Source organism: Cupriavidus sp. 96C5-1, from assembly GCF_057798855.1.
In genome coordinates this window covers 134,843-161,179 of sequence record NZ_JBYOJU010000015.1, presented here as the reverse complement: position 1 = coordinate 161,179, position 26,337 = coordinate 134,843, and the positions used below count along the sequence as shown (strand labels likewise).

21 protein-coding genes are annotated in these 26,337 nt (G+C 67.9%); 14 read left to right on the top strand and 7 right to left on the bottom strand.

From position 1 onward, the window contains the following. Window positions 1–572 precede the first annotated feature (572 nt). The 10 genes from AC3FOF_RS18435 (at window position 573) to AC3FOF_RS18390 (ending at window position 12,137) form a co-directional block, all read left to right on the top strand. The gene (locus tag AC3FOF_RS18435; RefSeq protein WP_488727375.1) at window positions 573–2,180 is read left to right on the top strand and encodes a 3'-5' exonuclease family protein; all 1,608 of its coding nucleotides are present in this window, start codon (window positions 573–575) and stop codon (window positions 2,178–2,180) included. 27 nt (window positions 2,181–2,207) lie between these two features. Further along, the gene (locus AC3FOF_RS18430) at window positions 2,208–2,615 is read left to right on the top strand and encodes an SRPBCC family protein (RefSeq protein ID WP_017224466.1); all 408 of its coding nucleotides are present in this window, start codon (window positions 2,208–2,210) and stop codon (window positions 2,613–2,615) included. A gap of 274 nt (window positions 2,616–2,889) precedes the next feature. Continuing rightward, on the top strand, window positions 2,890–4,410 hold the full coding sequence (locus tag AC3FOF_RS18425; protein ID WP_017224467.1) for an amidase: 1,521 nt from the start codon (window positions 2,890–2,892) through the stop codon (window positions 4,408–4,410). Between the two features lie 39 nt (window positions 4,411–4,449). Then, on the top strand, window positions 4,450–5,781 hold the full coding sequence (locus AC3FOF_RS18420) for an MFS transporter (RefSeq protein ID WP_035806183.1): 1,332 nt from the start codon (window positions 4,450–4,452) through the stop codon (window positions 5,779–5,781). A gap of 82 nt (window positions 5,782–5,863) precedes the next feature. Then, a complete protein-coding gene (locus AC3FOF_RS18415) occupies window positions 5,864–6,298 on the top strand; it encodes a hypothetical protein (protein WP_488727374.1) in 435 nt (144 codons plus the stop codon). 530 nt (window positions 6,299–6,828) lie between these two features. After that, window positions 6,829–7,824, top strand: coding sequence for an ABC transporter substrate-binding protein (locus AC3FOF_RS18410; protein WP_488727373.1), 996 nt, complete (start codon window positions 6,829–6,831; stop codon window positions 7,822–7,824). Window positions 7,825–7,872: 48 nt separating this feature from the next. Next, window positions 7,873–8,910 carry an aromatic ring-hydroxylating oxygenase subunit alpha gene (locus tag AC3FOF_RS18405; protein WP_017226270.1) on the top strand — a complete coding sequence of 346 codons (1,038 nt, stop codon included), beginning with the start codon at window positions 7,873–7,875 and terminating at the stop codon, window positions 8,908–8,910. Window positions 8,911–8,938: 28 nt separating this feature from the next. Then, the gene (locus tag AC3FOF_RS18400; protein WP_488727372.1) at window positions 8,939–9,859 is read left to right on the top strand and encodes an ABC transporter ATP-binding protein; all 921 of its coding nucleotides are present in this window, start codon (window positions 8,939–8,941) and stop codon (window positions 9,857–9,859) included. Between the two features lie 50 nt (window positions 9,860–9,909). After that, window positions 9,910–10,704 (top strand): ABC transporter permease, encoded by a 795-nt coding sequence (locus tag AC3FOF_RS18395; protein ID WP_017224549.1) that lies wholly within the window; start codon window positions 9,910–9,912, stop codon window positions 10,702–10,704. Next, a complete protein-coding gene (locus AC3FOF_RS18390; RefSeq protein WP_488727371.1) occupies window positions 10,701–12,137 on the top strand; it encodes an amidohydrolase family protein in 1,437 nt (478 codons plus the stop codon). The genes AC3FOF_RS18395 and AC3FOF_RS18390 overlap by 4 nt, the downstream gene beginning before the upstream one ends. An 81-nt stretch (window positions 12,138–12,218) precedes the next feature. On the opposite strand, the gene AC3FOF_RS18385 is transcribed toward AC3FOF_RS18390, so the two are convergent. Then, window positions 12,219–13,424: a citrate/2-methylcitrate synthase gene (locus tag AC3FOF_RS18385; RefSeq protein WP_488727370.1), complete on the bottom strand. Its 1,206-nt coding sequence runs from the start codon at window positions 13,422–13,424 to the stop codon at window positions 12,219–12,221. A 140-nt stretch (window positions 13,425–13,564) separates the two neighbouring features. Between AC3FOF_RS18385 and AC3FOF_RS18380 the strand changes: the two genes are divergently transcribed. After that, window positions 13,565–14,986 carry a CoA transferase gene (locus AC3FOF_RS18380; RefSeq protein WP_488727369.1) on the top strand — a complete coding sequence of 474 codons (1,422 nt, stop codon included), beginning with the start codon at window positions 13,565–13,567 and terminating at the stop codon, window positions 14,984–14,986. 32 nt (window positions 14,987–15,018) lie between these two features. On the opposite strand, the gene AC3FOF_RS18375 is transcribed toward AC3FOF_RS18380, so the two are convergent. Together AC3FOF_RS18375 and AC3FOF_RS18370 are read right to left on the bottom strand one after the other, a co-directional pair. Then, window positions 15,019–15,660, bottom strand: a complete 642-nt coding sequence (locus tag AC3FOF_RS18375; RefSeq protein WP_276264888.1) for a LysE family translocator — start codon at window positions 15,658–15,660, stop codon at window positions 15,019–15,021. A gap of 116 nt (window positions 15,661–15,776) precedes the next feature. Further along, the gene (locus AC3FOF_RS18370; protein ID WP_488727368.1) at window positions 15,777–16,772 is read right to left on the bottom strand and encodes a Bug family tripartite tricarboxylate transporter substrate binding protein; all 996 of its coding nucleotides are present in this window, start codon (window positions 16,770–16,772) and stop codon (window positions 15,777–15,779) included. A gap of 352 nt (window positions 16,773–17,124) precedes the next feature. Here AC3FOF_RS18370 and AC3FOF_RS18365 point away from each other — a divergent pair, with 352 nt between their 5' ends. Together AC3FOF_RS18365 and AC3FOF_RS18360 are read left to right on the top strand one after the other, a co-directional pair. Beyond that, window positions 17,125–18,414, top strand: a complete 1,290-nt coding sequence (locus AC3FOF_RS18365; protein ID WP_017226702.1) for an MASE1 domain-containing protein — start codon at window positions 17,125–17,127, stop codon at window positions 18,412–18,414. Continuing rightward, on the top strand, window positions 18,411–19,640 hold the full coding sequence (locus tag AC3FOF_RS18360; protein WP_488727367.1) for an alpha/beta fold hydrolase: 1,230 nt from the start codon (window positions 18,411–18,413) through the stop codon (window positions 19,638–19,640). Before AC3FOF_RS18365 ends, AC3FOF_RS18360 begins: the two co-directional genes overlap by 4 nt. On the opposite strand, the gene AC3FOF_RS18355 is transcribed toward AC3FOF_RS18360, so the two are convergent. The 3 genes from AC3FOF_RS18355 to AC3FOF_RS18345 form a co-directional block, all read right to left on the bottom strand. Beyond that, window positions 19,637–21,973, bottom strand: a complete 2,337-nt coding sequence (locus AC3FOF_RS18355; RefSeq protein ID WP_276264890.1) for a patatin-like phospholipase family protein — start codon at window positions 21,971–21,973, stop codon at window positions 19,637–19,639. The two genes, AC3FOF_RS18360 and AC3FOF_RS18355, sit on opposite strands and share 4 nt — an antisense overlap. Window positions 21,974–22,423: 450 nt before the next feature. Beyond that, entirely contained in the window at window positions 22,424–23,404 is a 981-nt protein-coding gene (locus tag AC3FOF_RS18350) for a pyridoxamine 5'-phosphate oxidase family protein (protein WP_488727366.1), read from the bottom strand. Window positions 23,405–23,453: 49 nt separating this feature from the next. Continuing rightward, window positions 23,454–24,101 carry a glutathione S-transferase family protein gene (locus AC3FOF_RS18345; protein WP_430869534.1) on the bottom strand — a complete coding sequence of 216 codons (648 nt, stop codon included), beginning with the start codon at window positions 24,099–24,101 and terminating at the stop codon, window positions 23,454–23,456. A 158-nt stretch (window positions 24,102–24,259) separates the two neighbouring features. On the opposite strand from AC3FOF_RS18345, the gene AC3FOF_RS18340 reads away from it, so the two are divergent. After that, window positions 24,260–25,153 carry a LysR family transcriptional regulator gene (locus AC3FOF_RS18340; RefSeq protein WP_017230387.1) on the top strand — a complete coding sequence of 298 codons (894 nt, stop codon included), beginning with the start codon at window positions 24,260–24,262 and terminating at the stop codon, window positions 25,151–25,153. A 183-nt stretch (window positions 25,154–25,336) separates the two neighbouring features. Here AC3FOF_RS18340 and AC3FOF_RS18335 read toward each other — a convergent pair whose 3' ends face one another. Further along, window positions 25,337–26,335, bottom strand: a complete 999-nt coding sequence (locus AC3FOF_RS18335; RefSeq protein WP_488727387.1) for a Bug family tripartite tricarboxylate transporter substrate binding protein — start codon at window positions 26,333–26,335, stop codon at window positions 25,337–25,339. Window positions 26,336–26,337: the final 2 nt, after the last annotated feature.

Here is a 26,337-nt window from a genome sequence, read left to right as displayed (position 1 = left end):
ATTCCGAAGAATCTCGCTCTTTCGAGCGGTCGCTCACTCTCAGAAAACTGACTGGCTACGTCCGAAGACATAACCAACATGTTTTACTGTGCGAGCACTTTATAACTTGTAAGCTAAAAGACCGAAGTCTTCCGCATCCGCTATCAAGCGCCCACACTTATCGGTTGTTTGTTTGTTAAAGAACTGGCCGCGGTTCGCTTTGCTTACCGCGTCGCTGCGTTGTCTGCAGCAGAGAAACGAGATTATGAAGCGTGATCATCGTTTCGTCAACAGGTTTCGCAAACTTTCTTTGCTGCGGCCGGCGCCTGAACTCCGCTCGCCAACCTCCCCTGCCAACCCCCGCAACCCTTGTCCCGTCTGCGTTGCAGCGGTCTTTGTGTGGCGAAGGGGGCGAATCTTAAGGGACTCCGCCGGTCCTGGCAAGGCTTTTCGGAAATTTCTTCAACACCGTTCATGACGCCCGTATGAAGCCGCGCCGGGAACCCGGAAAAGAGGTGATTTCGGCACTGGCACAGCGCCATCGCCATGCCCTGTTCCCGCTACCCCTATCTATTAGATATTAGAATCGACGGATGCCCGACCTCCCCATCTATCAGCTCCCGCACCAGGCAGCGAATACCCCGCGCCACCTGGATGCGCAGGCGCTGGCCGCCGCACTGTCCCGCCCCATCGTCTTTGTCGACCTGGAAACCACCGGTGCCGACGCCACCCGCGACCGCATTACCGAGATTGGCGTGGTGGAAGTGGGCCCGGACGGGATCGTGGAGTGGGACACCCTGGTCGATCCCGGTATCGGCATCCCACCATTCATCCAGCAACTGACTGGCATTACCGACGACATGGTGCGCGGCCAGCCGAGCTTCGAGTCGCTGGCGGAAACCCTGGCGGAACGGCTGCAGGGCAAGCTCTTCGTCGCCCACAACGCACGCTTCGATTATGGATTCCTGAAAAACGAGTTCCGCCGCGCCGGTGTGACCTTTCGGGCCGACGTATTGTGCACCGTACGCCTGTCGCGTTCGCTGTTCCCCTCGGTGGCGCGCCACGGCCTGGACGCGCTGATCGCCCGCTTCGAGCTGCAACCCAAGGGCCGCCACCGCGCCCTGGCGGATGCCGAGCTGCTGTGGCAGTTCTGGCAGAAGATCCACGGTTTGTATACGGTGGATCTGGTCGAGGCTGCCGTGCGGTCGCTGGTGAAGCGCGCGAGCCTGCCCGCCGGGCTGGAAGAAACCGCCCTGGACGACGTTCCCGACACCGCCGGGGTGTACCTGTTCTATGGCGATCAGGATATGCCTCTCTATATAGGGAAGAGCATCCACCTCCGCCAGCGCATCGGCGCGCACTTCTCCGGCGACCATCGGGCCGCGCTGGAAATGCGGCTGGCGCGCGCGGTGCGCCGGGTCGAGTGGCGGGAGACCGGCGGCGAAGCCGGTGCGCTGCTGCTGGAGGCCCACCTGATCAAGACGCTGCAGCCGCTGCACAACCAGATGCTGCGCCAGAACGCGGGGCTGTTCGCCTGGGAACTGGCACCCGGACTGAGCGCGCCAATACTACGCTCGGACCGCGACACCGACTTCAGCCGCCATCCCAATCTGTATGGCGTCTTTCCCAGCCGGGCGAGCGCCGAAGCGCGCCTGGCTGAACTGGCGCAAACCCATCAGCTCTGCCAGGCCACGCTGGCGCTGGAGAAAGCCGCACGGCGCGGTTCGCCCTGCTTCGCCCGTCAACTGCACCGCTGTCTGGGCGCATGCACAGGCGACGAGCCACTGGCAGCCCACCGCGAACGCATGGCCGCGGCGCTGGCCGGGCTGGCCATCCAGCCCTGGCCATTCGCCGGCGCGGTAGCATGGCGCGAACAGGATGACGCAAAAGCGTGGTGGCATATCCTGGAAGACTGGGGCTACCTGGGTTCGGTAGCCACGCTCGAGGACGCGCCCAGCCTGCTGGTTGCGCCAGCCCGCTTCGATCTGGATACCTACCAGATCCTGGCGCCGAGGGCGGCGGGACTGCTTGCCAGCGCCGTTCCGCTGGAATCGGTTCGGCAGTTTGAATTGCGCTCGCCAGCGGCGCCACGGCAGGAGGCCGGGCCGAGGCCGGAACCCGCCCCGGTGACCACAACGGGTCCACGCCGGAACCGGCCGCCCAACCCGGACCAGCAGCTCCTGTCTTTCATCGAACCTTAGCCCGGAAGCAACCATCGGAGCACTGCCATGGCTGACCAGCGCGACTATCTCACCCTCGGGATCGATATCGACTTGCCAGCCGCAGCGGTGTCTGCGTTTCTCGCCGTCCCCGAGAACTTTCAGCTGTGGGCCAGCGGCCTTGGAGAACTCTCGCGCCAGGCGGATGGCAGCTGGATCGCGCGCATGCCCCAGGGCGCGATGCGCGTCCGGTTCACCCCCGCCAATCCCTACGGGATTGCCGACCACTATGTGCAGCCAGCCGAGGGGAACGAGATCTATGTTCCCATGCGCGTGATCGCCAACGGCAGCGGCGCCACGCTGCTCTTCACGCTGTTCCGCTATCCCGGCGTCACCGATGCCCAGCTGCAGGCGGATGCCGATTGGGTCCGCCGCGATCTGGCCACTCTCAAAGCGCTGCTCGAACAAGCGCCATAGTCAAAGCGATACTCCCGCCTTCCGGCAGAAAACGGTATACCAAATCATGAAAAACACGCCCTTCAGCGGTGCGTGAATTGGCGCATCACGCCCCCTCGCATCCCGTTTTTTTGCCAAAAACTATTGCATTGCACCAAAAAGCGGCGCAGCAGGCCACGTCTCACATTTGTCTTGCTCTTCGTAAAATTGTGAATATAGTATACCGATTTTCGCGGTAGGCAAAACAAGCGCAAGCTCGTGCGCCCTTGGCCACAGCCCCCAACCGGAGTGCAGCGTGACGCGGCAAGACATAGCAAGCACCGATTCCTGGCAGCCCGACGACGCGTGCTTCCTGTCTGTACGGGAAGCAGCCGATCTTCTGGCCCAAGGCCGCGCCAGCGCGCAAGACCTGGTGAACTGGTGCGAGACCGCCTATGCCGCGGCTCACAGCCAGGTCAACGCCATCGTCCTGGCGGACTTTGCCGCTGCGCGCGTGGCCGCCAGCGCCAGCGATCTGCGCCGGCACCGCGGCCAACCGTTGGGAGCGCTGGACGGCATTCCTTTCTCCATCAAGGAGTCCTTCGATGTCGCCGGCTGGCCCACTACCTGTGGCAGCCCGGACCAGCGCAACAACATCGCGGCCAGCGACGCCGCCGTGGTCGAGCGCCTGCGGGCCGCCGGCGCGGTACTGCTGGGCAAGACCAATGTCCCGATCGGGCTGCGCGACTGGCAAAGCTACAACGCCGTCTACGGCACCACCCGCAATCCGCATGACCCCACCCGCACACCGGGCGGCTCGTCCGGCGGCAGCGCCGCCGCGGTCTGCGCGGGCATGAGCTTTTTCGACGTGGGTTCTGACATCGGCTCTTCGCTGCGCAACCCGGCGCATTACTGCGGGGTGTTCTCGCACAAGAGCAGCCACGGCCTGGTGCCGCTGCGCGGCCATGGCATCGGCCACGGCTATGGTGAGCAGGACATCAATGTGGCGGGACCACTGGCGCGCAGCGCGCATGACCTCGAATTGCTGCTACAGACACTGGCCGGACCCGACGGTAGCGAAGCGCTGGCCTATCGCCTGGCGCTGCCGCCCTGCAACAAGCGCACGCTGGCCGAATTCCGCGTCGCCGTGCTGCCCACCCACCCGCTGTGCGAAGCCGATGCGGAAGTCAGCGATGAGATCGAAAGCCTGGGCCGCTGGCTGGAGGGGCAAGGCGCCAAGGTGCGCTGGAACGTGCGCCCGGACTTCGATGCCGCCACGCTATGGCACACCTATGTGCTGATGCTGCGCGCCACGACCTCGGTCCATATGGACGACGCAAGCTTCGGCGCCGCGCTGGCGCGCGCGGCCACCGCCCCGGCCCAGGACCACGATTACGCCGCACTGCAGTTTGCCGGGGCCGGCATCCGTCATCGGCACTGGCTGCAACTGCAGCAGCAGCGGGCCACCTTCGCACGGGCCTGGCAACGCTTTTTCGACGACTACGACGTGCTGCTCTGCCCGGCCGCCGCTACTACGGCCTTCGTGCTCGACGAGGAAGGCGAGCCATGGCAGCGCAGGCTGGTGGTCAACGGCCGGGAGCAACCGCTCACCAGCCAGTTGTTCTGGGCAGGCCATTCCGGCCTGTGCGGCCTGCCCTCGACGGTGGCGCCGATCGGCCCGGGCCGCGGCGGCCTGCCGGTGGGTGTGCAGATCGTCGCCGGACGCTTCGCCGACCTGACCTCGCTCCGATTTGCCCAGTTGCTCGAAGCAGCGGGCTTTGCCTTCCGGCGGCCGCCGGTTTCCTCCCTTACGGTGCAACGCGCCCCGGCGCAATAAAACAACAACGCACCGCCCCCACAATTCGTAGGAGAGATGATGTTCGACTGGTTCAGGGACTTATCGAGAATGGAACGCAAGGGCTTCTACGGCGCGTTCCTGGGTCATGCGGTCGATGTGTTCGACTTCATGATCTATTCCTTTCTGATCTCGACGCTGCTGACCCAATGGGGCATGAGCAAGTCGACCGCCGGCGCCATCGTCACGTGGACGCTGGTGTCTTCGCTGGTAGGCGCCATCGGCGCGGGCATCCTGGCCGACCGCTACGGACGGGTGCGCGTGCTGCGCTGGACCATCGTGGTCTTCGCCTTCGCCTGCTTCCTGTGTGGGCTGGCCAATACCCCCGAGCAACTGCTGGTGTTCCGCATGCTGCAGGGCCTTGGCTTCGGCGGCGAATCCTCGCTGTGCATGGTGCTGGTGACGGAGATGATCCGCAACCCTGCCCACCGCGGCAAGTATTCGGGCTTCACCGCCAGCAGCTATTCCTTCGGCTGGGGCGCGGCGGCGATTGCCTATGCCATCACCTTCAGCGTGTTCCCTGCCGATACCGCCTGGCGCGTCTGCTTCTTCATGGGCATCCTGCCGGCGCTGGTGGTGGTCTACCTGCGCCGCAACCTGGAAGAGCCGGAAGTCTTCCTCAAGAGCCAGGCCGAACGCGCCGCGGGCAACGGCCCTTCCGCATGGCAGCAGCTGGCGCGCCTGGGCCGCCGGCCGCTGCTGGGCAAGACCGTGCTGTGCAGCCTGCTGTCGGGCGGCATGCTGGGTGCCTACTATGCGATCGCCACCTGGCTGCCGACCTTCCTCAAGACCGAACGAGGGCTGTCCGTGTTCGGCACCAGCTCCTACCTGGCGATGACGATCTTCGGTTCGCTGGCGGGCTACGTGGCCGGCGCCTATGCCACCGACCGCTGGGGCCGCCGCCTGACCTATATTGCCTTTGCCGCGGGCGCCTTCGTCATGGCGCTGGTCTATATGGTGATCCCGGTGTCGAACACATCGATGCTGTTCCTGGGTTTCCCGCTTGGCGTGCTGATGCAGGGCGTGTTCGCCGGCATCGGCGCCACCATCTCGGAGTCGTATCCCAACGATATCCGCGCCACTGGCTATGGTGTCTCGTACAACGTAGGGCGGGTGATCGGCTCGCTCTTCCCGCTGACGGTGGGATGGCTCAGCACCGGCCGCACCTCGCTGCCCCTGGCCATCGCCATCGTGGCCGGCGTAGGCTACGCCATGGTGATGGGCGCCGCCTTGCTGCTGCCGGAAACCAGCGGTATCGACCTGGGCCAGGCCGGTGGCGACGACTGCCAGCATGAGCCGTCCACGGATGCGGACAAGATCGTGCTGGCGCCGACTGTGGGGAAACCCGCATAAGGGTGCCTAGGCCGCTTGCAGCAGAGCGGGGCGCTGGACTAGTCTGCCGCAGAGGGGGCACGCCTGTTCCCTTGGAGCCGTCATGTCCGCCGTTCGCCCCCGCCATCCCTTTGCGCCCCGTCTCCTGTTGCTGCCACTCGCGGCCATCTCCCTGAGCGCGTGCGCCGGAATCGAGCAAAGCGCCATGCAGCGCGTACTGGATTCCTGGCAATCCGCGCCAATCGAGCAGGCCAAGGCACAGTGGGGGCCGCCGCAATCCGTGCAAGCCGTGCCGGGCGGCACCGCCTACCTGTGGGTCGAGGACGTGCCGCCGGCGCGCGCCCCGGGCAGCGGCCCCCGCGATGCGCGCGCACCCACTTCGCCAGAACCTCCACTGTTGCCCGGCCAATGCCAGCGCCGCCTGATCGCCGGCCCGACCGGCCAGATCATCGGCGGCGACTGGTCTGGCAACGCCTGCTGCGTCACGACCACGATCGGGCGCTGCGGCGCACTGGTCAGAAGCAGCGCCGGCACCTGACACACACTGCGCGCACGCGTGGCACGCAGAGCTGGTGCAGCGGATGCACCAAGCCAGTCTGTTATGCACCGGGCCAGCCGCCCCGCTCCGCTGGCCCGGGCATCTTTGCGCCGGGGGCACCACCGCCGCCGTTGGCACGGCCCTTGCTAAATAGCCTATCGAGTAGAAGCGGTTAACGCCGATGCGTCTCCCGCCCCAGGCGGGCGGATGCATACCGGCGTGGGACATTGCTCTCGCGGCCATACGGTCGCATGCCCGGGTAGCTCGCAGCGCGAGAAATCCGGGCGTTTGGATCCGGCCACCGGGCCGGGCACGAGAGAAAAGAGAGAGCGCCCACGATGTCCCCCATCCTCAAGCCCTTGTTCCATTTCGTAGTCGCCCGCCGTGGCAACGCCAGCGTTCGCGTGCCGCCCGCGTGCGCCGCTGCGTTGCGTGCGCTCAACGCAGCGGCGCGGACCGTGCCTGGCCTTTGTCCGCCTGTCGCAGCACCCATCCGGATTTCCCCCGCAAACATCCGCACAGGAGCCCCCATGATGACGCCTTCCCTATTGCGCCGCCTGCTGATCGCCGGCGCTTGCGCCGCACTCGCCCTCGCGGCGGTTCCAGCCACCGCGCAGGCCGCAGACAAGGTGACCTTCCTCACCTCGTGGTACGCCCAGGCCGAACATGGCGGCTTCTACCAGGCGGTGGCCAAGGGCATCTACAAGAAGTACGGCCTCGATGTCACCGTCCGCATGGGTGGCCCGCAGGTCAATGGCATGCAGATCCTCACCAGCGGGCAGGCCGATTTCCTGATGGGCTATGACCTGCAGGTGCTCAAGAGCGTTGAGCAGGGTGTGCCGGTCACCACCGTGGCCACCTCCTTCCAGACCGACCTGCAAGGCATGATGACCCATGAGGACGTCAAGAGCCTGGCCGACCTGAAGAGCCGCACGGTGCTGGTCTCCACCTCCGGCCGCACCACGTGGTGGCCGTGGCTCAAGGGCAAATACAAGCTCGACGAAGCCCGGTCGCGCGTCTACACCTTCAACCTGCAGCCCTTCTTCGCCGACCCGCAATCGGCCCAGCAGGCTTACGCCTCCTCCGAGGTGTTCGCCGCGAACAAGGCCGGCGCCAGGACGCGCTTCTTCCTGTTCGCCGACGACGGCTACCCGCCCTATGGCACCACCATCGTCACCATGCAGAAAACGGTCAAGGAAAAACCGGACGTCGTCGCCCGCTTCGTCAAGGCAACGATGGAAGGCTGGAAGAGCTACCTGGCCGACCCGGCTCCCGCCAATGCGCTGATCAAGCAGGAGAACCCCAATATGAAGGACGACCAACTCGCCTGGGGCGTGGAAAAACTCAAGGAATACAACATGGTCGGCGGCGGCGATGCGGCCCGCTACGGCATCGGCGTGATGACGGATGCGCGCTGGCAGAAGACCCGCGACTTCATGGTGGGTGCTGGCCTGCTAAAGGCCGATACCGACTGGAAACAGGCCTATACCACGCAATTCGTGAAGGACCTGAAGGTCATGCCCTGACGTTGCGCAAGCCGCCCGACAAAGATCACCCCCATACAAGGATTTGACATGCTGGTTACCCAACAACCCGTGCTGCGCCGCTTCTGGTATGCACTGATGCCGGTCTCGATGCTCGACGGCGGCCCCAAGCCGTTCACCCTGCTGGGCGAAAACCTGGTGCTGTGGAAGGGCGCCGACGGCAAGCCCGCGGCACTGCAGGACCGTTGCTGCCACCGCACCGCCCGCCTCTCCAAGGGGTGGGTCAACGAACGCGGCGATATTGTCTGTGGCTACCACGGCTGGGAATACGACTGCTCCGGCAGTTGCGTGCGGATTCCACAGGCGCCGGACAACGCCATTCCCTCCAGCGCCAAGGTGCAGGCCTATCGCGTGCAGGAAAAATATGGCTACGTGTGGGTGGCGCTGGACGATCCGCTACAACCTGTTCCCGACTTCCCCGAGGACGGTGATCCCGCGTACCGCCGCATCTTCCAGTTCTACGAGAAGTGGAATACCAGCTCGCTGCGCGTGATGGAAAACGCCTTCGACAACTCGCACTTCAGCTTCGTGCACCGCGCCAACTTCGGCCTGGCAGAGCAGCCCACGCCGGAGAAATACGCGCTGCAGCAGCGCGAGTGGGGCTTCGAGGCCGAGACCCTGGTGCCGATCCGCAATATCGAAGCGGGCCACCGCGTCACCGGCACCACCGAGCCGATCACGCACCGCCATCTGTTCAACCGCTGGGACCTGCCGTTCACGCGCCGCTTCGGCTGCACCTATCCGGCCAGCGGACGCCATCACATCATCTACAACTGCGCTACGCCGATCGACGACCAGAGCGTGATGCTGTCGCAATGGCTGTATCGCAACGACGACGAGGAAGACTGCTCGACCCAGGAACTGATCGACTGGGACGCACCCATCGTTGCGGAGGACCGCGACATCCTGGAAGCCACCGACTACGACGCCTGCGTCGACACGCGCCGCCGTGTCGAATTCCATATGGAATCCGACAAGCCCGGCCTGCTGATGCGCAAGATGCTGATGGAACTGTTCACCCGGCATGGCGAGAAGGAAGCCTTCCGCATTCCCGTGGTACGCGGCTGAACCGGACAGACCAGATACGGAGACCGCCATGAGCGCCTTCTTTCGCAGTGCCATGCAAACCCCGGCCGCATCCCCGGGCCCAGGCACCGGCAACGGTGCACCCGACGCCGGCGGCGAACCCGCGCCTGCCGGCCGCGGCGCCCGTGGCGCCGACGCGCCCCTGCTGTTCGCCAACCAGGTCGAGAAGACCTATCCCAACGGCACCGTGGCGCTGGAGCGCGTCAAGCTGGCGATCCAGCCCGGCGAGTTCGTTTCGCTGCTGGGCCCGTCGGGCTGCGGCAAGAGCACCCTGCTCAAGCTGTTTGCCGGCCTGGAAACACCCTCGGCGGGACATTTGCGCTGGTGGGGCAACCCGGCCCTGCCCATCGCCACCGACGCCGCCGGGCGCACGCTGGCGATGGTGTTCCAGGAAGCCACCCTGATGCCGTGGGCACGCGTGGCCGACAACGTGCGGCTACCGCTGGACCTGGCCCGCATGCCGCGCGCAGAGGCCGGCGAGCGCGTGCAGCGCGCGCTGGCGCTGGTGGGACTGGGCCGCTTTGGCTCGGTCTATCCGCGTGAATTGTCCGGCGGCATGCAGATGCGTGTGTCGATCGCGCGGGCGCTGGTCACCAACCCGGACCTGCTGCTGATGGACGAGCCCTTCGGTGCGCTCGACGAGTTCACCCGCAACAGGCTCGACGCCGACCTGCGCGCGCTGTGGGCCGAGCGCGGCCTCACCGTGGTGTTCGTCACCCACAGCATCTACGAAGCGGTCTACCTCTCGAGCCGGGTGGTGGTGATGGCGGCGCGGCCGGGCCGCGTGATTGCCGACGTGGCAATCGAAGGGCCGGAGCTTCGCGACGAAGCCTTCCGCGTCTCGCCCGCCTTCACGCAGTACTGCGCGCAGCTTTCGGCGCTGCTGACGCAGGCCAATACCGGCGCCGGTCCCGGCCAGAACGCGCACTGAGCACGCCGGCAGCACCGGACCCGCAACCATCAAGCAAACCAGGAGCCCCCATGCATCCCCCGCTACTGTCACGCCCCGCCGTACAGCGCGTGGCCGCCCCGCTTGCCGTCGGCGTGCTGCTGTTGCTGGCCTGGCAGGTGATCTGCACCGCGCTCGCCGTACCCGCCTACCTGGTGCCCGCACCCACCGCCGTCGGCCATGCGCTGGTGGAGGACTGGCGCCTGCTGGCCGGCTCCCTATGGGTCACGCTGCGCATCACGCTGCTGGCCTTCGCGCTGGCGGTGGTGGCCGGCACCGCCGCGGCGTTCGTGTTCGTGCAAAGCCGCGTGATCGAGGCCAGCCTGTTTCCCTATGCGATCCTGCTGCAGGTGACGCCGGTGGTGGCCATTGCGCCGCTGATCATCATCTGGGTCAAGGAGCCGACCCTGGCGCTGGTGATCTGCGCGACCATGGTGGCTGTATTCCCGATCATCTCCAACACCGTACTCGGCCTGCGCAGCGTCAACCCCGGCCTGCTCAACCTGTTCCGCATCAACCGCGCCAGCCGCTGGGATACCCTGCGCCGCCTGCGCATCCCGAGCGCGCTGCCGTATTTCTTCGGCGGCCTGCGCATCTCCTGCGGCCTCGCGCTGATCGGCGCAGTGGTGGCGGAATTCGTGGCCGGCACCGGTGGCACCGGTGCCGGCCTGGCTTACCAGATCCTGCAGGCCGGCTTCGCCCTCAATATCCCGCGCCTGTTCGCCGCGCTGTTCCTGATCACGCTGACGGGCGTCCTGCTGTTCGGCGCGATGGCGGTAGTCTCGCGGCTGGCGCTGTCCCACTGGCACGAAAGCGAGCTGGCATGACGACGAACTCCATCCTGATCCGCAATGCCACCGCGATCCTGACCGGCCTTGCCGGTACCGGAGAGCGCCATCCGGGGCCCGACCTGCGCGTTGCCGGCAGCATCATCGAGGCCATCGGCCAGCTCGGCCCGCGCCCGGGCGAGCCAGTCATCGACGCCACCGATTGCGTGGTCTACCCGGCCTGGGTCAATACGCATCACCACCTGTTCCAGTCGCTGCTCAAGGGCGATCCCGCGGGGCTGGACCTGTCGCTCACCCCCTGGCTCGGCGCCACGCCCTACCGCTTCCGCGCCGCCTTCGACGAGACCACCTTCCGGCTGGCCGTCCGCATCGGCCTGGTGGAACTGGTGCGCAGCGGCTGCGGCACGGTGGCCGACCACAACTATCTCTACCATCCCGGCATGCCCTACGACAGTTCGGCCATCCTGTTCGAGGAGGCCGAGGCGCTCGGGCTGCGCTTCGTGCTGTGCCGCGGCGGCGCCACCCGCACCCGCCAGCTGGAGAGCGACCTGCCGCAGGCGCTGCGGCCGGAATCGCTCGACCGGTTCCTGGCCGATTGCGAACGGCTCGCCGCGCGCTACCACCAGTGCGCGCCGGACGCCATGCGCCGCGTGGCGATGGCGCCCACCACGCCGCTGTACTCGATGCCGCCCGAGGCGCTGCGCACCTGCGCGCGCACCGCGCGGCGCCTTGGCATCCGGCTGCACAGCCATTTGTCGGAAACGGTGGAATACCAGAACGCCGCGCGGGAGATGCACCAGGCCACGCCGGTGGCCTTCTGCGGCGAGCATGAATGGCTTGGCCCGGATGTCTGGTTCGCCCACCTGGTAAAGCTCGGCGCGGACGAGATCCGCCAGCTCGGTGCCAGCGGCACGGGTATTGCCCATTGTCCGCAAAGCAATGGGCGGCTGGGCAGCGGCATTGCCGACATCCCGGCACTCGAAGCGGCCGGGGTGCCGGTCTCGCTCGGCGTGGATGGTGCTGCCTCGAACGAAGCGGCCGACATGATATCCGAGGCACATGCGGCCTGGCTGCTGCAGCGGGCGCGGCGCGGGCACGAGGCGCGGCCACGTGCCGAAGGCGGGAGCTTCGAAGGCGGGGCCGATGCGGCGCGGGTCGAGGACGTGGTGCGCTGGGGCACGGCCGGGGGCGCCGCCGTGCTCGGACTGGATGCCATCGGCACGCTGCAACCGGGCAAGGCCGCCGACCTCGCCATCTACCGCCTCGACGACCCGCGCTGCTTCGGCCTGCACGATCCGGCCATCGCACCGGTGGCAAGCGGCGGAAGGCCGTCGCTGCGCGCGTTGCTGGTGGGCGGACGCGTGGTCGCCGAGCACGATGCGATTCCGGGCCTGGACCTCGCCGGGCTGGGCGCCGCCGCGCGGGAGGCTGTGCGGCACTTGCAACAGCGCGCAGCGCAACTGGCTGCTTAGTGCCCTCGATGCAGGTGGGCGGCGGCACCAACCGGCCCCGCGTGGCATGGCCGGGGACTGGCGTCGATCGGGCCGCCCGGGTTACGCGCCGCCGAAGCTGCGGCCGGTCTCGGGCCGCGGCCCGACATAGGCCGCGCGCGGCCGGATCAGCTCCGCGTCGGCGCGCTGCTCGATGCCATGCGCGATCCAGCCGATGGTGCGGCCAAGGGCAAACAGACCGAAGGCAGCGCCAGGCGGGAGCCGCAGATGCCGGCGCAGGGCAACCAGCGCGAAGTCGACCGACGGCCGCTGCCCGATCAGGGCGAACGCTTCGTCGATGATCTCCTGCCATTGGGGATGATGCGGAAGAATCCGCGCCAGCAAGGCGGCGGCGCGGACATCGCCGGCGGGATAGAGGTGATGTCCGAAGCCAGGCAGGTCTTCCCCCCTGGCGAGCCGCTCGCGCAGCCTCGGCCCCGGCGGCGCGTCGCCCAGTTCGTCCCACAGCGCCTCGCCCCGCGCGGTGGTGCCGCCGTGCCGCCCGCCGGTCAACGCGGACAGGCCCGCCACCACCGCGGCGCGCAGGCTGGCGCCGGTGGAGGCCACGCAGCGCGCCGTGAAGCTCGAGGCGTTGAGCTCATGGTCGGCGCACAGGACGAGCGCCATGCGGATCAGGTCCGCGCCCTCGCCGTCCACCTGCCAGGCGCTGGCGCACTGCCGATGAACGGGCTCGCTGGCGGGCGCCGTGCCAAGCAGGCAGGCTGCCATCAGGCGCACCAGCACGCCGCAGCCCTCGGCCAGCCGCGCCGGCGATCTCTGCCACTGCGCAGTAGCGGCGTCGTCGCTGGCGATGGTGAACAAGGGCAACAGCGCCTCTTCGGCACGGCGCCCGGCATAGGCCGCCTGCATGGCCGCAAGGTGTGCGGGCGCCGCGGGCGCGCCAGCGCCGAACGCCGCCTGCTGCGGGCATTGCCACAGCAGTGCGGCCAGCGCCTCCACCGTATCGGAGGCGGCCAGCGCGACGGCATTGTCGCCGCGGTAATACAGCTGCCCGTCCTCGATCAGCGTAATGCCCGATTCCAGCACCGGCAAACCCCAGCTCAGTGTGGCCTTGGCGACTTCGCGCGGCTTGCGCCCGCGCGTGCGCTGGCCGGCCAGGCGCTCCACGTCGTCCGCGAGATAGCGGCTTTCACGGGGCGTTTCGCCATCGTGCGCATGCAGCAGGCCACGGCTGACATAGGCATAGAGCGTCGGGCGGGAAACACCGAGCCGGGCGGCGGCTTGCGCGGAGGTCAGGTAGCGGGACATGGCGGTGGCACGACAGGAGAAGGAGGAGAACACGCTAGCGCGAAATATCGCACATTAAGTTGATTAAGATAATCAATATTGACTATTAAAACAAGCCGTCTATGCTGCAAAGCACCTAAACGACCTGACCACATCCCGCCATGCCGAATTCCGAAGACACCCTGCTGGTCGCCAAGCCGGCCGCGAACGACCCGTCCACCGCCGCAGGCTTCGCGCGCGAGATCTGGCGTAGCGTGAACGGGCACCCCGGCTCGCTCGAACGCCTGGCATTCACGGGCTCGGGCAACCTGCAGTCGGTCTTTCCCGTCACCGACCTGGCCACCGCCGCCGTCGGCGCCGCCGGCCTTGCCATGGCAGACCTGATCCACGCCGCGTCGGGACAGGCACCGCTGGTCGAGGCGGACCGCCGCCTCGCATCGCTATGGTTCGGCATCTCCCTGCGGCCGCAGGGCTGGGAGCTGCCGGCGCAATGGGACGCCGTTGCCGGCGACTACCAGGCGGCGGACGGCTGGATCCGGCTGCATACGAATGCGCCGCATCATCGCGAGGCGGCGCTCAGGGTGCTCGGCGTGCCGGCCGACAAGGCGGCTGTCGCGCGCGCGGTATCCGGATGGCAAGCGGGCGCGCTGGAGGCCGCCATCGTCGAAAACGGCGGGTGCGCCGCGGCCATGCGTTCCGTGGCGGCATGGGCGACGCATCCGCAGGGGATGGCCGTCAACAGCGAGCCGCTGCTGCACTGGACGACCTGCGATGCCGCACCCCGGCCGGACTGGGCCATCGCCCGGGAGCGCCCCTTGCGCGGCATCCGCGTGCTGGACCTGACGCGCATCCTGGCGGGCCCGGTTGCCACGCGTTTCCTGGCCGGCTTCGGCGCCCATGTACTGCGCATCGACCCGCCCGGCTGGGAAGAACCCGGCACCGTGCCGGACGTCGTGCTTGGCAAGCGTTGCGCCCGGCTCGACCTGAAGAACGCGGCGGACCGGCACACACTGGAGCGCCTGCTGGGCCAGGCCGACGTGCTGGTGCACGGCTACCGGCCCGAGGCGCTGGCGCGCCTTGGCCTGGACCCGCAGCGGCGCCGGGAGATCAATCCGGGACTGGTGGATGTATCGCTCGATGCCTATGGATGGAGCGGACCGTGGAAGGGACGGCGCGGCTTCGACAGCCTGGTCCAGATGAGCACCGGCATTGCCGAGGCGGGCATGCGCATCAGGGGGCTGGACCGTCCCGGGCCGCTGCCCGTGCAGGCAATCGACCACGCTACCGGCTACCTGATGGCGACCGCCGTCGTGCGGGGACTGGCGCAGCGCCTGGCGACGGGCGCCGGCTGCGAGGTGCGGGCATCGCTGGCGCGTACGGCGCACCTGCTGGCCGGCGCCGGCAGCGCCCGGGAAGAATTGCCGCCGCTGGCAGCCAACGCGCCCGCCGACCTGGCGGATGCCATCGAGGCAACCGCATGGGGCCCGGCGCGGCGCGTCAGGGCGCCGGCCGTGGTGCAGGGCGCGCCGATGCACTGGGAGCGTCCGGCGGGCAGGCTGGGCACGTCGCCGGCGCAATGGTAGCGGCGCAGGCCGCCTGACCGGAGGGCGGCCGCTCAGGCCGCCTTGCTGCGCAGCCGGAGCATGCCCAGGCCAAGCGCCACGAAAGCACCGCCCGAGACCCGGTTGAACAGACGCACCCGGCTGGCATCCGAGAAGCCGCGCTTCATGCCGCGCGCAAGCAGCACATAGAAGGTGTGCGACAGCAGGGTGCAGACGGAGAAGGTGGCGGTCAGCACCAGGAACTGCTCGAGCATCGGTGCGTTGCGCGTCAGGAACTGCGGGAAGAGCGCCGAGAAGAACAGGATGCTCTTCGGATTTGTCACCGACACGATCACGCCGTGCCCGAACAGCCGCAACGACGCGCGTACCCCCCTGGGCTGGCCGGGACGGACCACATCAGCGAACGCATTCGCGCCGCTGCGCCACTGCCGGATGCCGAGATAGATCAGGTAGGCCGCGCCCAGCACCTTGAGTGCGATAAAGGCCGCCGCGGAAGTGCTCAGGACCACGCCAAGGCCGGCCATGGCAACAGCCGACACCAGGAACACCCCGGCGGCATTGCCAAGCGAGCCGAGCATGGCGCGGGCGGGCCCCACCGACACGGAATTGGAAACCGCCAGCAGGACCGCCGGACCAGGGGTGAAAGCCATGAACAGCGCGACGCCGCAAAAAACAAGCCAGTTGGACAGGTTCATTTCCCCTCCCAGGAATCATCCCAGATTGTAGATTGGAATTCGGATGACCGTGGGCCTCCTCCTGGCGGGCCGTCCTGCCCACGTCGCTTGAGGTGCGGCAGGTCAATACCTGCCGTCTAGTCGATCTTGGCGCCGGCAGCCTTGATGGTCTGCCCCCAGCGCTTCTGCTCGGCGGCGATGGTCTGGCCGAACGCTTCCGGCCCCTGCCACGCTGCCTCGGCGCCCTGCTGCGCAAGCTTGGCGCGCGTATCGGCGTCGGCCAGCACCGTCTGCAGCGCGCCCGACAATCTGGCCACCACGTCCTTGGGCGTACCCGCCGGCGCCAGCATGCCGTAGAAGCCAACCACCTCGAAGTTCTTCAGGCCGGCCTCTTCCATGGTCGGCACCTCGGGCAAGGCAGGCGAGCGCTGCCTGGAGGTGACCGCCAGCGCGCGCACCTTGCCGGCCTTGATGTACTGCGTGAACAGCGGAATCGAGTCGGCCATCATCTGCGCCTGGCCGCCCATCACGTCGGTCAGCGCCGGGGCGCTGCCCTTGTAGGGGATATGGACGATAAAGGTGCCGGAAGCCTGCTTGAACATTTCCGGCATCAGGTGCGAGATGCCGCCGTTGCCGCCGGAGGCGAAATTGAGCTTGCCGGGGTTGGCGCGCGCGTAAGCAATGAATTCCTTGAGGTTGCGTGCCGGCACATTGTTATTGACCACCATCACCAGCGGGGTCAGCGCGGTCCGGGCCACCGGCGCGAAATCCCGGGGCATCGCGTAGGGCAGCTTGGGATACAGTGAACCATTGATGGCCATCTGGCCGGTATTGGCCAGCAGCAGCGTGTAGCCGTCCGGGGCCGCCTTGGCGACAGCGTCGGAGCCGATATTGCCGGCGGCGCCAGCCTTGTAGTCCAGCACCACCGACTGGCCCAGGATAGGCTGCAGCTTTTCGGCCAGAATGCGCGCATGGGTATCCACCGGTCCGCCAGGGGGGAAGCCCACCACCAGCCGGATCGGCTTCTCCGGCCATGCGCCAGCGGCGGGGGCTGCCGCACCCAGGGCCAGGGGCAGGGCCGCGCATGCCAGCAGCACGGGCAGGAATTGCCTGTTTAATACGGACTTCGCCATCGCGTCATTTCTCCTCGTTTATATTTCGGCCTGGGTTCGGCCCGGCTCCACGCCTGCCTCGCCCCTGGATGGCGCGGCTCGCGCCGGAACCAGCAAGCCATCGGCCTGACCGGATACCCGCAATTGTGACGATTTTATTACATAACGCCATGCGACAATGCCCGGCGCGAACCGATGAGGCCCCTGCCCGCCCGCAGCGGCAAGTCAGCCGCGCGCCCGCCTCGCGCGTTCAAGGAGCGGCGGGCCGCTGTGCGCTGAGCGGCACCGCCGCACGCGTCAGCCGCCGGCACGCCACCTCCAAGCCAGCCGGGGGCCTGAACCTGCGCCAGGGCCTCAGCCAAGGAAAGCCAACGTGAAACCAACCAACCGAGCCCTCGTCCTGCTGTCGTGGGCGGCACTGTATTTCTGCACAGGCTTCGTCTCGCACAAGCTCAACGGCCCGTTCTCGGCTACCGGTTATATCTGGCTGCCAGCCGGTGTGACCGTGGCCGCCTTCATGCTGACGCCGCTGCCCCGCTGGCTGCCGGTGGGCCTGGCCTTTTTTGCCGCGCAGATGCTGCTGGGCTGGTTCGAGGGTCGCGATACCTTGCGGCTGATGCTGTTCTCGCTCGACGAAATCGGCTTCGCCGCGGTGGCGGTGGCGCTGGTCAGGCGCACGCACTTCTCGCTGGAGGGGCTGGCCTTTGTGCGTGGGCTGCTGATCGCAGGAGTGGTCAGCAGCGCGGCCAGCGCCGCGGTGGGCGCCGGCTGGTTCACCATCATGCAGGATGTGCCGTTCTGGCGCACCGCGCGCGTGTGGGCCGCCTCCGACCTGGTGGGCGTGCTGATCGTCCTGCCGGTGCTGGCGGGCTGGTCGCGCTTCCGCGCCATGCGTTCCGGCGGCATGAGCCGTGGCGATTTCCTGTTCGGCCTGGCCGCCTTCGCCGCGCTGGTACTGACGACCTTCTTTATCTTCGATAGCCGGGCCCTGGCGCCGTTGCCGCGAGGCCTGATCTTCGCGCTGACCTACATTCCGCTGTTCTTCGCCGCGCTGGTGACGCTGCTGTGGGGCGGCCGGGGCGGCTCGGTAGCGGTGGCGATCCTCGCCCTGTTCGTGCTGGTCAACACCGGCCAGGGCGATGGCCCGTTCGCCGAGAGCGCTGCCCAGCATGGCCGTTCCCTGCTCGAGGCCCAGCTCTACCTTGCCGTGGCGGCCTTGCTGACGCTGCTGATCAGCACCCTGCGGACCAGCCGCGAGCAGTTGCACGAGCAGTCGGCCAAGCGCCAGAACGATATCAAGCTGGCGCTGGCGGCCAGCGGCCAGCTGGTCTATTGCCTGGATCCGCATAGCGGCACGCTGCGCTGGAGCGGCGACGTGGAGCGCGCGCTGGGCCTGCGCGAAGCGGCATTCGCCAGCCTGGACAACGTGCTGGCCCATGTCCACCCCGACGACCGCGCGCAGGTGCGCGACCGCTGGCTGCGCGAGTGCGACGGCGAGAACCGCACCGATCTGCTCTTTCGCCTGATGCTGCCGGCCGGCGACTGCACCATGGTGCTCGATATGAGCGGCCCCTTGCTGGATGGCGACGAATCCGTGGCGGTCATTGCGGGCGCGTGGCGCCTGCAAGCCGCGGCGGCGGTCGAGGAGCGGGACGCAGCATGACGGCTTCCAGGAGCGGCGGCACCGGTGCCCTGCTCATCCACGGCCTGGGCGGCACGCAGTTCGACCTCGGCCCGATGCACAAGGCCCTGCGGCGCGCCGGGGTGGAAACCCACGCGGTAACGCTGCCGGGACATGCCGGCACCCCGGAGGACCTGATCCCCGTGCGCGCCGAGCAATGGCTGGAAACCGTCACGCAGGCCTACGACGAACTGGCCGGCCAGTACGAGACCTTCCACGTGCTTGGCATGTGCATGGGCGCACTGCTGGCGCTGGCGCTGGCCGAGCGCCGCCAGCACCGCAAGGGCCGGCTGATCGCACTGGCTGCGCCGGTATATATCGACGGTTGGTCCACCCCCTGGTACCGCGCGCTGCGGCACGTGGTCTATCACATCCCCACCCTGCCTGCGCGCATGCGGGTGGATGAGGACGAGCCCTACGGCATCAAGAACGACCTGGTGCGCGCCATCGTCAAGGCAAAGTTCGAGCGCGGCGATAACTTCCACTACCGCTGGGTGCCCCTGGCCTGCATCCGCCAGGTGGACCGCCTGCGCAGCTGGGTGCTGCGCGGCGCTCACCGCATCGCCTGCCCCACGCTGGTGGTGCACGCGCGGGAGGACGAGCTGACCAGCCTGCGCTCGGCGGATTTCCTGGAGGCCACCGTGTCCGACGTGCGCAAGGTGGTGGTGGAAAACAGCTACCACATGATCTGCGTGGATAACGATCGCGAACAGGTGGTCGCCAGCGTGCTGGAATTCCTTGGCTTCGATCCCGCACGCGCTCGCCGCCGCGCGCGCGCCACCGTCGAGGTGCCGATGAGCGCGGAAGCCGTCGCCATGGTGGTGAACGAATACCTGCAGGCGCTCACCGGCGGCCAGTTCGAAGCGCTGTTCCCGCTGCTGGAGCCCAATGTGCAATGGCGCCACAATGGCGAGCATCCACTGGCCGGCACCTACGACGACCGGGATGCCGTCATCGGCATGTTCGCCAAACTGGAGGCGCTGGCCGGCAAGACGGTGCGTATCGCCGCCACCGCGCCCCCACGCATCGAAGGCACCACCGCCAGCATTGACCTGGCGGCCTCGTCGGTCATCGACGGCCAGGTCCGTCAAGGCCAGGGCACGCAAACCCTGCAGCTGCGCAATGGCCGTATCGCCTCTGTGACCTTCCGGCCCGCCGGCGATGCCGTTGCCGCTGCCGAGCCGGTGCCGGCGGCACCCGCCGCCTAGAACACGCGGCCCAACTGCAGATACAGGTTCCACACCCCATTCGGCGCCGCGGCAAAACCGAAGTAAAGCGGGCCGATCGCGCTGTTGCCGCCGATAAACAGGCTGGCACTGGACTTGAAGGGGCCGTTGCCGAAGTTCTTGCGCCGCAGCCAGACATCGCCGCCCTCCAGGCTGGCCCCCACCACGGTGCTGCGGAAACCCGGCAGGATGAACTCGCGCAGATCGTTCAGGTAGGTCAGCCGGCCATACAGCAGGAAGTTGCCGGAAAACTGGTCCTGCGCATAGGCGGACAGATGCTGGAAGCCGCCCAGCGTGAAGCCAAGGCCGCCGCTGCTGCTGTTGTCGCTGCGGTGATCGCCATAGGTGGCCGCGGCCTCCGCGGCCAGGTTGAGGGTGTGGCGGCCGTAGCTGGTGGCCCACAGCGCCTTGGCATGGGCATCGTTGAACCGGTTGTCGGTGCCACCGAACGCCAGCTCGTTGGTCGCCAGCAGGTAATAGCCGGTGCGCGGGAAAAGCGGATCGTCGAGCTGGTCGATGGTGAGCTGGGCACGCGCCACCGGCTGACGCACGCGTGCGCGGGGGAACAGCTTGCCGGTGCCGAACGGCAGGTTATAGGCCGCCGCGTAGTTGACCTGCTGGTAATTCACGCCCGCCCGGAATTCGCCCAGCCGGCCAAGCGGCACGCCCAGGTCCAGGCCCGCGACCGCGGTTTCGATCTGGTAGGCGGTCAGCGGCTCGGTATTGCGGTTGGGCGCGATATCGGAATAGAGGTCGACGCGCTTGCGCCCGTACTCCGCATACGGCGCGACATAGAAACCGAGCCGGTCGAACACCGGCTGGCGCAATTCGGTATGCCACTTGGCCTGGCTGCTGCCCAGCACGATGTCATTGCGCCATTCCAGCCCGCCGGGGGTCAGCCACGGATAGCGATGGCCCAGTTGCAGGTTGAAGCTGCCCTGCCCGTTGAAGGTGTTGGACACGCCGAAACCGAAGAGCAGGAATTGCGGGCCCCATGATTTCTGCTGCGCCTCCACCTTCAGCACGTTGCGGCCATTTTCGGTGAGCAGTTCCTGGGTCACGCTCTCGAAGTCGCCCGAGGTGGAGAGCTGCGCCATCTCGCGATTCAGTGTGATCGCGTCATAGGTGTCGCCCTCGTTCACGCCCAGGTACTTGCGCACGAAGCTGGCGGGGATCTTGCCGTGGGACTGGATCTCGATGGCATCGATGCGCACCGGCCCGGCCACCGCCTGCGCCGGCTTGCGCGCCGCCAGGTAGGCCTGCCAGGCGCCGGCCGGCAGCGCCAGCGACGCCAGCCGGGGCTCGGCTGCCAGCATGGCGTTCCAGCCGCCCTGGATGCCGTCGTTGGCGCGCGAGAAGTCGGTGAAGGACAGGTCGCCCAACTGCGGCTCGATCAGCACGTCGCCCGGGCCCAGCCGCTGCTTCTGCGCGGTCACGTTCTGGTTCATCAGGATGGTCACCATCTGCTGCGTCACCGCCGCCGGCGAGTCCAGACTGGCGGGGTCGTCCAGCGGCGAGGCGATATTGACGGCGATGATCACGTCGGCGCCCATATCGCGCGCCAGTTGCACCGGCAGGTTGCTGACCAGCCCGCCGTCGACCAGCGTGCGCCCGTCCACCTTGATCGGCGCGAACAGGCCCGGCACGGCCACGCTGGCACGGATGGCGCGCGGCAGCGAGCCATGGTCGAGGATCACGGGCTGGCCAGTGCCCAGGTCCGTAGCGATGGTGCGGAAAGGGATGGGCAGCCGGTTGAAATCAGTGTCGGCCGGCAGTTGCGCGGTCCAGTTCTGCAGCAGCGCCAGCAGGCGGTTGCCCTGCACCAGGCCGGTGGGCAGCTTGATCTGGCCGTCGCCATAGCCGACCGAAATGCCGATCGGGTATTGCAGGTCGTCCTCGCGCTGCGCCTGCGGCAGCTCGGCGCGTTCGTTGCGGTCGAACGCGATATCGCTCAGGTTGATGTGGGACAGGCGCGCCTCCAGTTCGCTGGCCGACAGGCCGCTGGCGTACAGGCCGCCTACCACCGCGCCCATGCTGGTGGCGGCGATGCAGTCGATCGGCACATGCATTTTCTCGAGCGCCCGGATAACGCCGATATGGGCATAGCCGCGCGCGCCGCCGCCGGAGAGCACCAGGCACACACGCGGGTGCTTGCCGTGCGCCGGGGCGACGGCGGGATTGTCCGCGGCCGTGGACGCAGCCAGCGCAGCCTGCGGAGCCAGGGCAAGCGATGCGGCGAGCAGCAGCGCCGACAATGGGTAACCGTGTGCCAGCGACCACAGGTGGCGGGCAACGCACGAAAAGTAGCGAGGCATGGGCGAAACGGGGCGAGACGGGACAAGACGGGAGGATCGCCGCGCCAGCACCGGGGGCCTTTGCCTCCGGACTGCGCGTATCCGCGCCGAAGTGACAGGGAAGGTCGTCACGATAGGGCAATTGTCCGTACTTGAACAGCAGCGCATGCACGGATGGGGGGCCGCTCGCCAGATGGCGCGCGCCAGCGCCGCCCTCGCACACCACGCAGCCGCGCGGGCGGATCTCGGCCGGCCGGACAAAAGAGCAGCATCACTCATATTTCTGCCGGCGCATTGAACGTATGCCGAATACAACAATGCATAGCCGCCGGCCCCCCCAGTGCCGTGCGGCTGAAGATGCCCATCGTCCGTCACGCGCCCCGGGTGCCGGCGACTGCGCCCCAGAGCGCTCGCAGCCTGCACGGATCAGGTCACGATTACCGCAGGCTTTGTTATCTATCGATATCTTTTCTAGTGTCCAGCACTAGCATCCCAGCCGCCGGTCTGCGCCAGCGCCGGCGACATCGCCTCGAAGCGCCAGCGCAGCGGCACCACGCCAGGACGCCGCACCACGCGCTCGACATGCAGTCGCACCAGCCGCTCGGCACCGGCAAAGCCCGCCACCTCGGCTCCCGACCAGACGATCTCGCCGCGCCCGCTCAGTTGCAGCAAACCGCCGCGCTCGAAATCCGGCACCAGCAGCCCGGCGCGCGGGTTGGCCACCAGGTTGCCAATGGTGTTGAAGTAATTGTTGCCGTTGAAATCCGGGAAGGTCAGGGTGCGGGCGTCGTCCACCCGGACGAAGCCCGCCTTGCCGCCCCGGTGCGATACATCGGCCCCGCCGCTGTGCGCGGAAGCGGCATCGCGATGATGGGTGGCGATAAAGATCGTGTCGGCGGCGCGCAGCGCGTCCGCCGCCCCGGTATCCAGCGCGTCGCCGTGCCAGGCCGGGCTGCCTGCCATCTCGTCCGCACCGGCCTCGCGCCAGTGGCGCAACTGGATATAGCGCGGGCAATTGCCGAAGCTTTGGGTCACCGCCACCGTCATGCCTGCCTCGTCCGCCGCCAGCAGGCGCCCGTTCATGCGGTTGCGCCGGCGCGTATGCAACTCGATGCCCAGCAGGCCGATGTCGGCCCCGGGATGCAAGGCGTCCGCCAGCGGATCGCCGGCCAGCACATGGCCGCCGATATGCAGGTGGCCGGGATCGGGCGCCTGCATGAAGCCCGGCGCGCCGCTCAGCATGGTGGCCCAGGGCATGCCCTCGCCGTCCACCGCACCCACCAGCACAAACGGCAACTGGGCAAAGAACAGGCGATGCTGCTCGGGCATGGCGGGCCGCACCACGCGCCGGCCGGCGGCCTCCATCTGCTCGCGCTTGCCGGCGCGCTGCTGCGCGGCCTGTTCCCCGGCATGAAAGGGCGATTCGGCGTGCGGCCATGGTTGCAGGTCCATCTCTTGCTCCTTGCTCGGTTGTTCCGTGTTGCGCGTTGCCCGGGGCGTGTTACGCCGCGGCCAGCAGGCCAATCGGGGTGGCCGGCATCGGCACAAAGCCGGGCAGCGACTCTACCCGGCGCAGCCAGCCGGCCAGGGCGGGATACGGCGCCAGCGGCACATTGCCCTCCTCGGCACGGGCGATATAGCTATACGCGGCCACGTCGGCCAGGGTAGGCGTCGCGCCGGTGAGGTAGGGCGTGGCCGCCAGGATCGGCTCCATCAGGTCGAACAGCCGCCGCGCGCGCGCAATCGCGGCATCGGCGTCCACCGGGGCGCCGATCAGGTTCGCCAGCCGCGCGGTGGCGGGCCCGAACGCGATTTCGCCCGCGGCCACCGACAACCAGCGCTGCACCGCCGCGGCGCCGGCCGGGTCGTGCGGCAGCCAGCGGCCGTCGTCATAGCGCATGGCCAGGTAGACCAGGATGGCGTTGGAGTCCGCCAGGATAGTGCCGTTGTCGTCCAGCACCGGCACCTGGCCAAAAGGATTGAGCCGGCGGAAGGGTTCGCGGAGGTGTTCGCCGCCGCGCAGGTCGACGTCGACAAGCCGATGAGGAAGCCCTAGCAGGGACAGGAACAGCTGCACCCGGTGCGAGTGGCCGGATAGCGACATCCGGTAGAGCACCAGCGGCGCGGCCGGCGATGCCGCGCCCGCGATGGTCGCGGAGGTTGCGGCGGTATTGGTATGCGGCGTGGTGGTGGTCATCTCGGCTCCAGGTAGTTGGGGGACTGGATGCCATTCTGGATAGTTTCCCGCCTGCAATAAATGGGGCAGGACACAGTTGACTACTCCACTAATCGTAGTAATGTGGCGCGATGGACAAACTCCGCGCCATGCAGACTTTCGTCAAGGTGGTCGACGAAGGCAGCCTCACCGCTGCCGCCACCGCCCTGCGCACCTCCTTGCCGGCGGTGGTGCGCACGCTGGCCGCGCTCGAGTCGGCGCTTCAGGTGCGGCTGCTCAACCGCACCACGCGCCGCCAGTCGTTGACCGACGAGGGCCGCAACTACCTGGATAGCTGCCGCCGCATCCTCGCCACCATCGACGAAGCCGAGGCCTTGCTGAGCGAGCGCCATGTCGAACCCAGCGGACAACTGGTGCTGACCGCGCCCGTGCTGTTCGGCCAGATGCATGTGGCGCCGGCGGTGACCCGCTTCGTGCAGCGCTATCCCGCCGTGCATTGCCGGATGGAATTCACCGATCGCGTTGTCAACCTGCTCGAGGAAGAAATCGACGTGGGCGTGCGCATCGGTCCGCTGGCGGATTCCAACCTGGTGGCGCGGCCGCTTGGCCATATCCGCCGCGTGGTGGTGGCAACCCCGGACTTCCTGCGCGAACATGGCGTTCCCAGCCACCCGGACGCGCTGGCGCACGCCAGTTGCGTGCGTTTTATCGGCAACCCCGCGCACTGGTGGAGCTTCCAGCAAGAGGGCCGCCCGTTCTTCGTCTCCGTCCACGGAAATCTCGAATTCAACCAGACCGCGCCCGCCGTGGCGGCCTGCGCCGCCGGTGCGGGCTTCGGCAATTTCCTGTCCTACCAGGTGGCGCCACTGGTGGCCGCCGGGGCCTTGCGCATCGTGCTGGAAGACTTCGAGCAGGCGCCCTGGCCGCTATCGCTGATCTATCCGCATGCGCGGCTGCTGCCGGCACGCACGCGTGTGTTCGCGGACTGGATGCGGGATGAGCTGGGTCCGCATTTTCAACCTTGACCAGGCTGGCATCGCCGGTGATCCGGTCCTGCTGCGCCTGGACGCGGGGGCGTTCGGCATCCAGCCAGTCGATGCCGGACCACGTGACCACGGGACCATGGGACAGACAGATGCCAGCCGCCGCGGCCATCGGGAAGCGTACGGCCAATGGCACACAGCGGCTGCCATCGGCCGTGCACCGGCCTACTCCAGCACGATCCCCGCCGACTTGATCAGCGGCCCCCACTTGCCCACCTCGGCATCGATGAAGTGCGCGAACGCCTCACTGTCGCCAGCTTCCGGCTGCAGCCCCAGGCCGATCAGCCTGCTCCGCACCTGCGCATCGGCCAGCACCGCGCTGGCATCCCGGTTGAGCTGCCGCACAATGGCCGGGGGCGTGCCGGCGGGCGCCATCAGGCCGAACCAGCCGTAGCCGACCACGGCGGGAAATCCCTGCTCGCCGAAGGTCGGCGCCTGCGGGTAGACCGGCGAGCGCGTCTCGGCGGACACGGCGATCACACGCAGCTTGCCGGCCTTGATGAACGGCAAGGCGGTGGTGATGGCGGTCAGCGTGGCATCGACACGGCCGGAGAGCAGTTCGGTGTAGGCGGTGGCATCGCCGCGGTAATGCACGTTCAGGCCCTTGAAGCGCGCCTGCGCCATAAACAGCTCGGCGGTCAGGTGCGGCCCGGAGCCGATGCCCGGCGAGGCGAAGGTCACGCCGTCTTTTTTCTCGCGCGCCATGCGCACGAAATCGGCCACCGTGCGGACCGGCGAATCGGCCTTGACGATCAGGAACAGCGGCCCGAGCACGCGCGGTCCCACCGCCACGAAATCCTTGTGGATATCGTAGTGCTGCGCAATCCCCGCCGCGGTATTGATGGCGAACGGCGCCGCCGCCCACAACAGCGTATAGCCATCCGGCGCGGCGCGCGCGAGCTGCTCGTTGGCCACGCGCGTGCCGGCGCCAGGCTTGTTCTCCACCACGAACTGCTGCCTGTACTTGCGGCTGAGCGCCTCGCCGAGCAGGCGCGCCGAAGTATCGTTGGAACCGCCAGGGCCATACGGCGAAATCAGGCGCACCGGGCGCGACGGATACGCCTCGGCATGCGCCGGTGCCAGCAAGCCCGCCGCCGCCGCGCACAGCAAGGCGTGGCACGCGGCCTGCAGCAAGTGCCGCAGGATCTGCCGCTTCGCTTGCATGA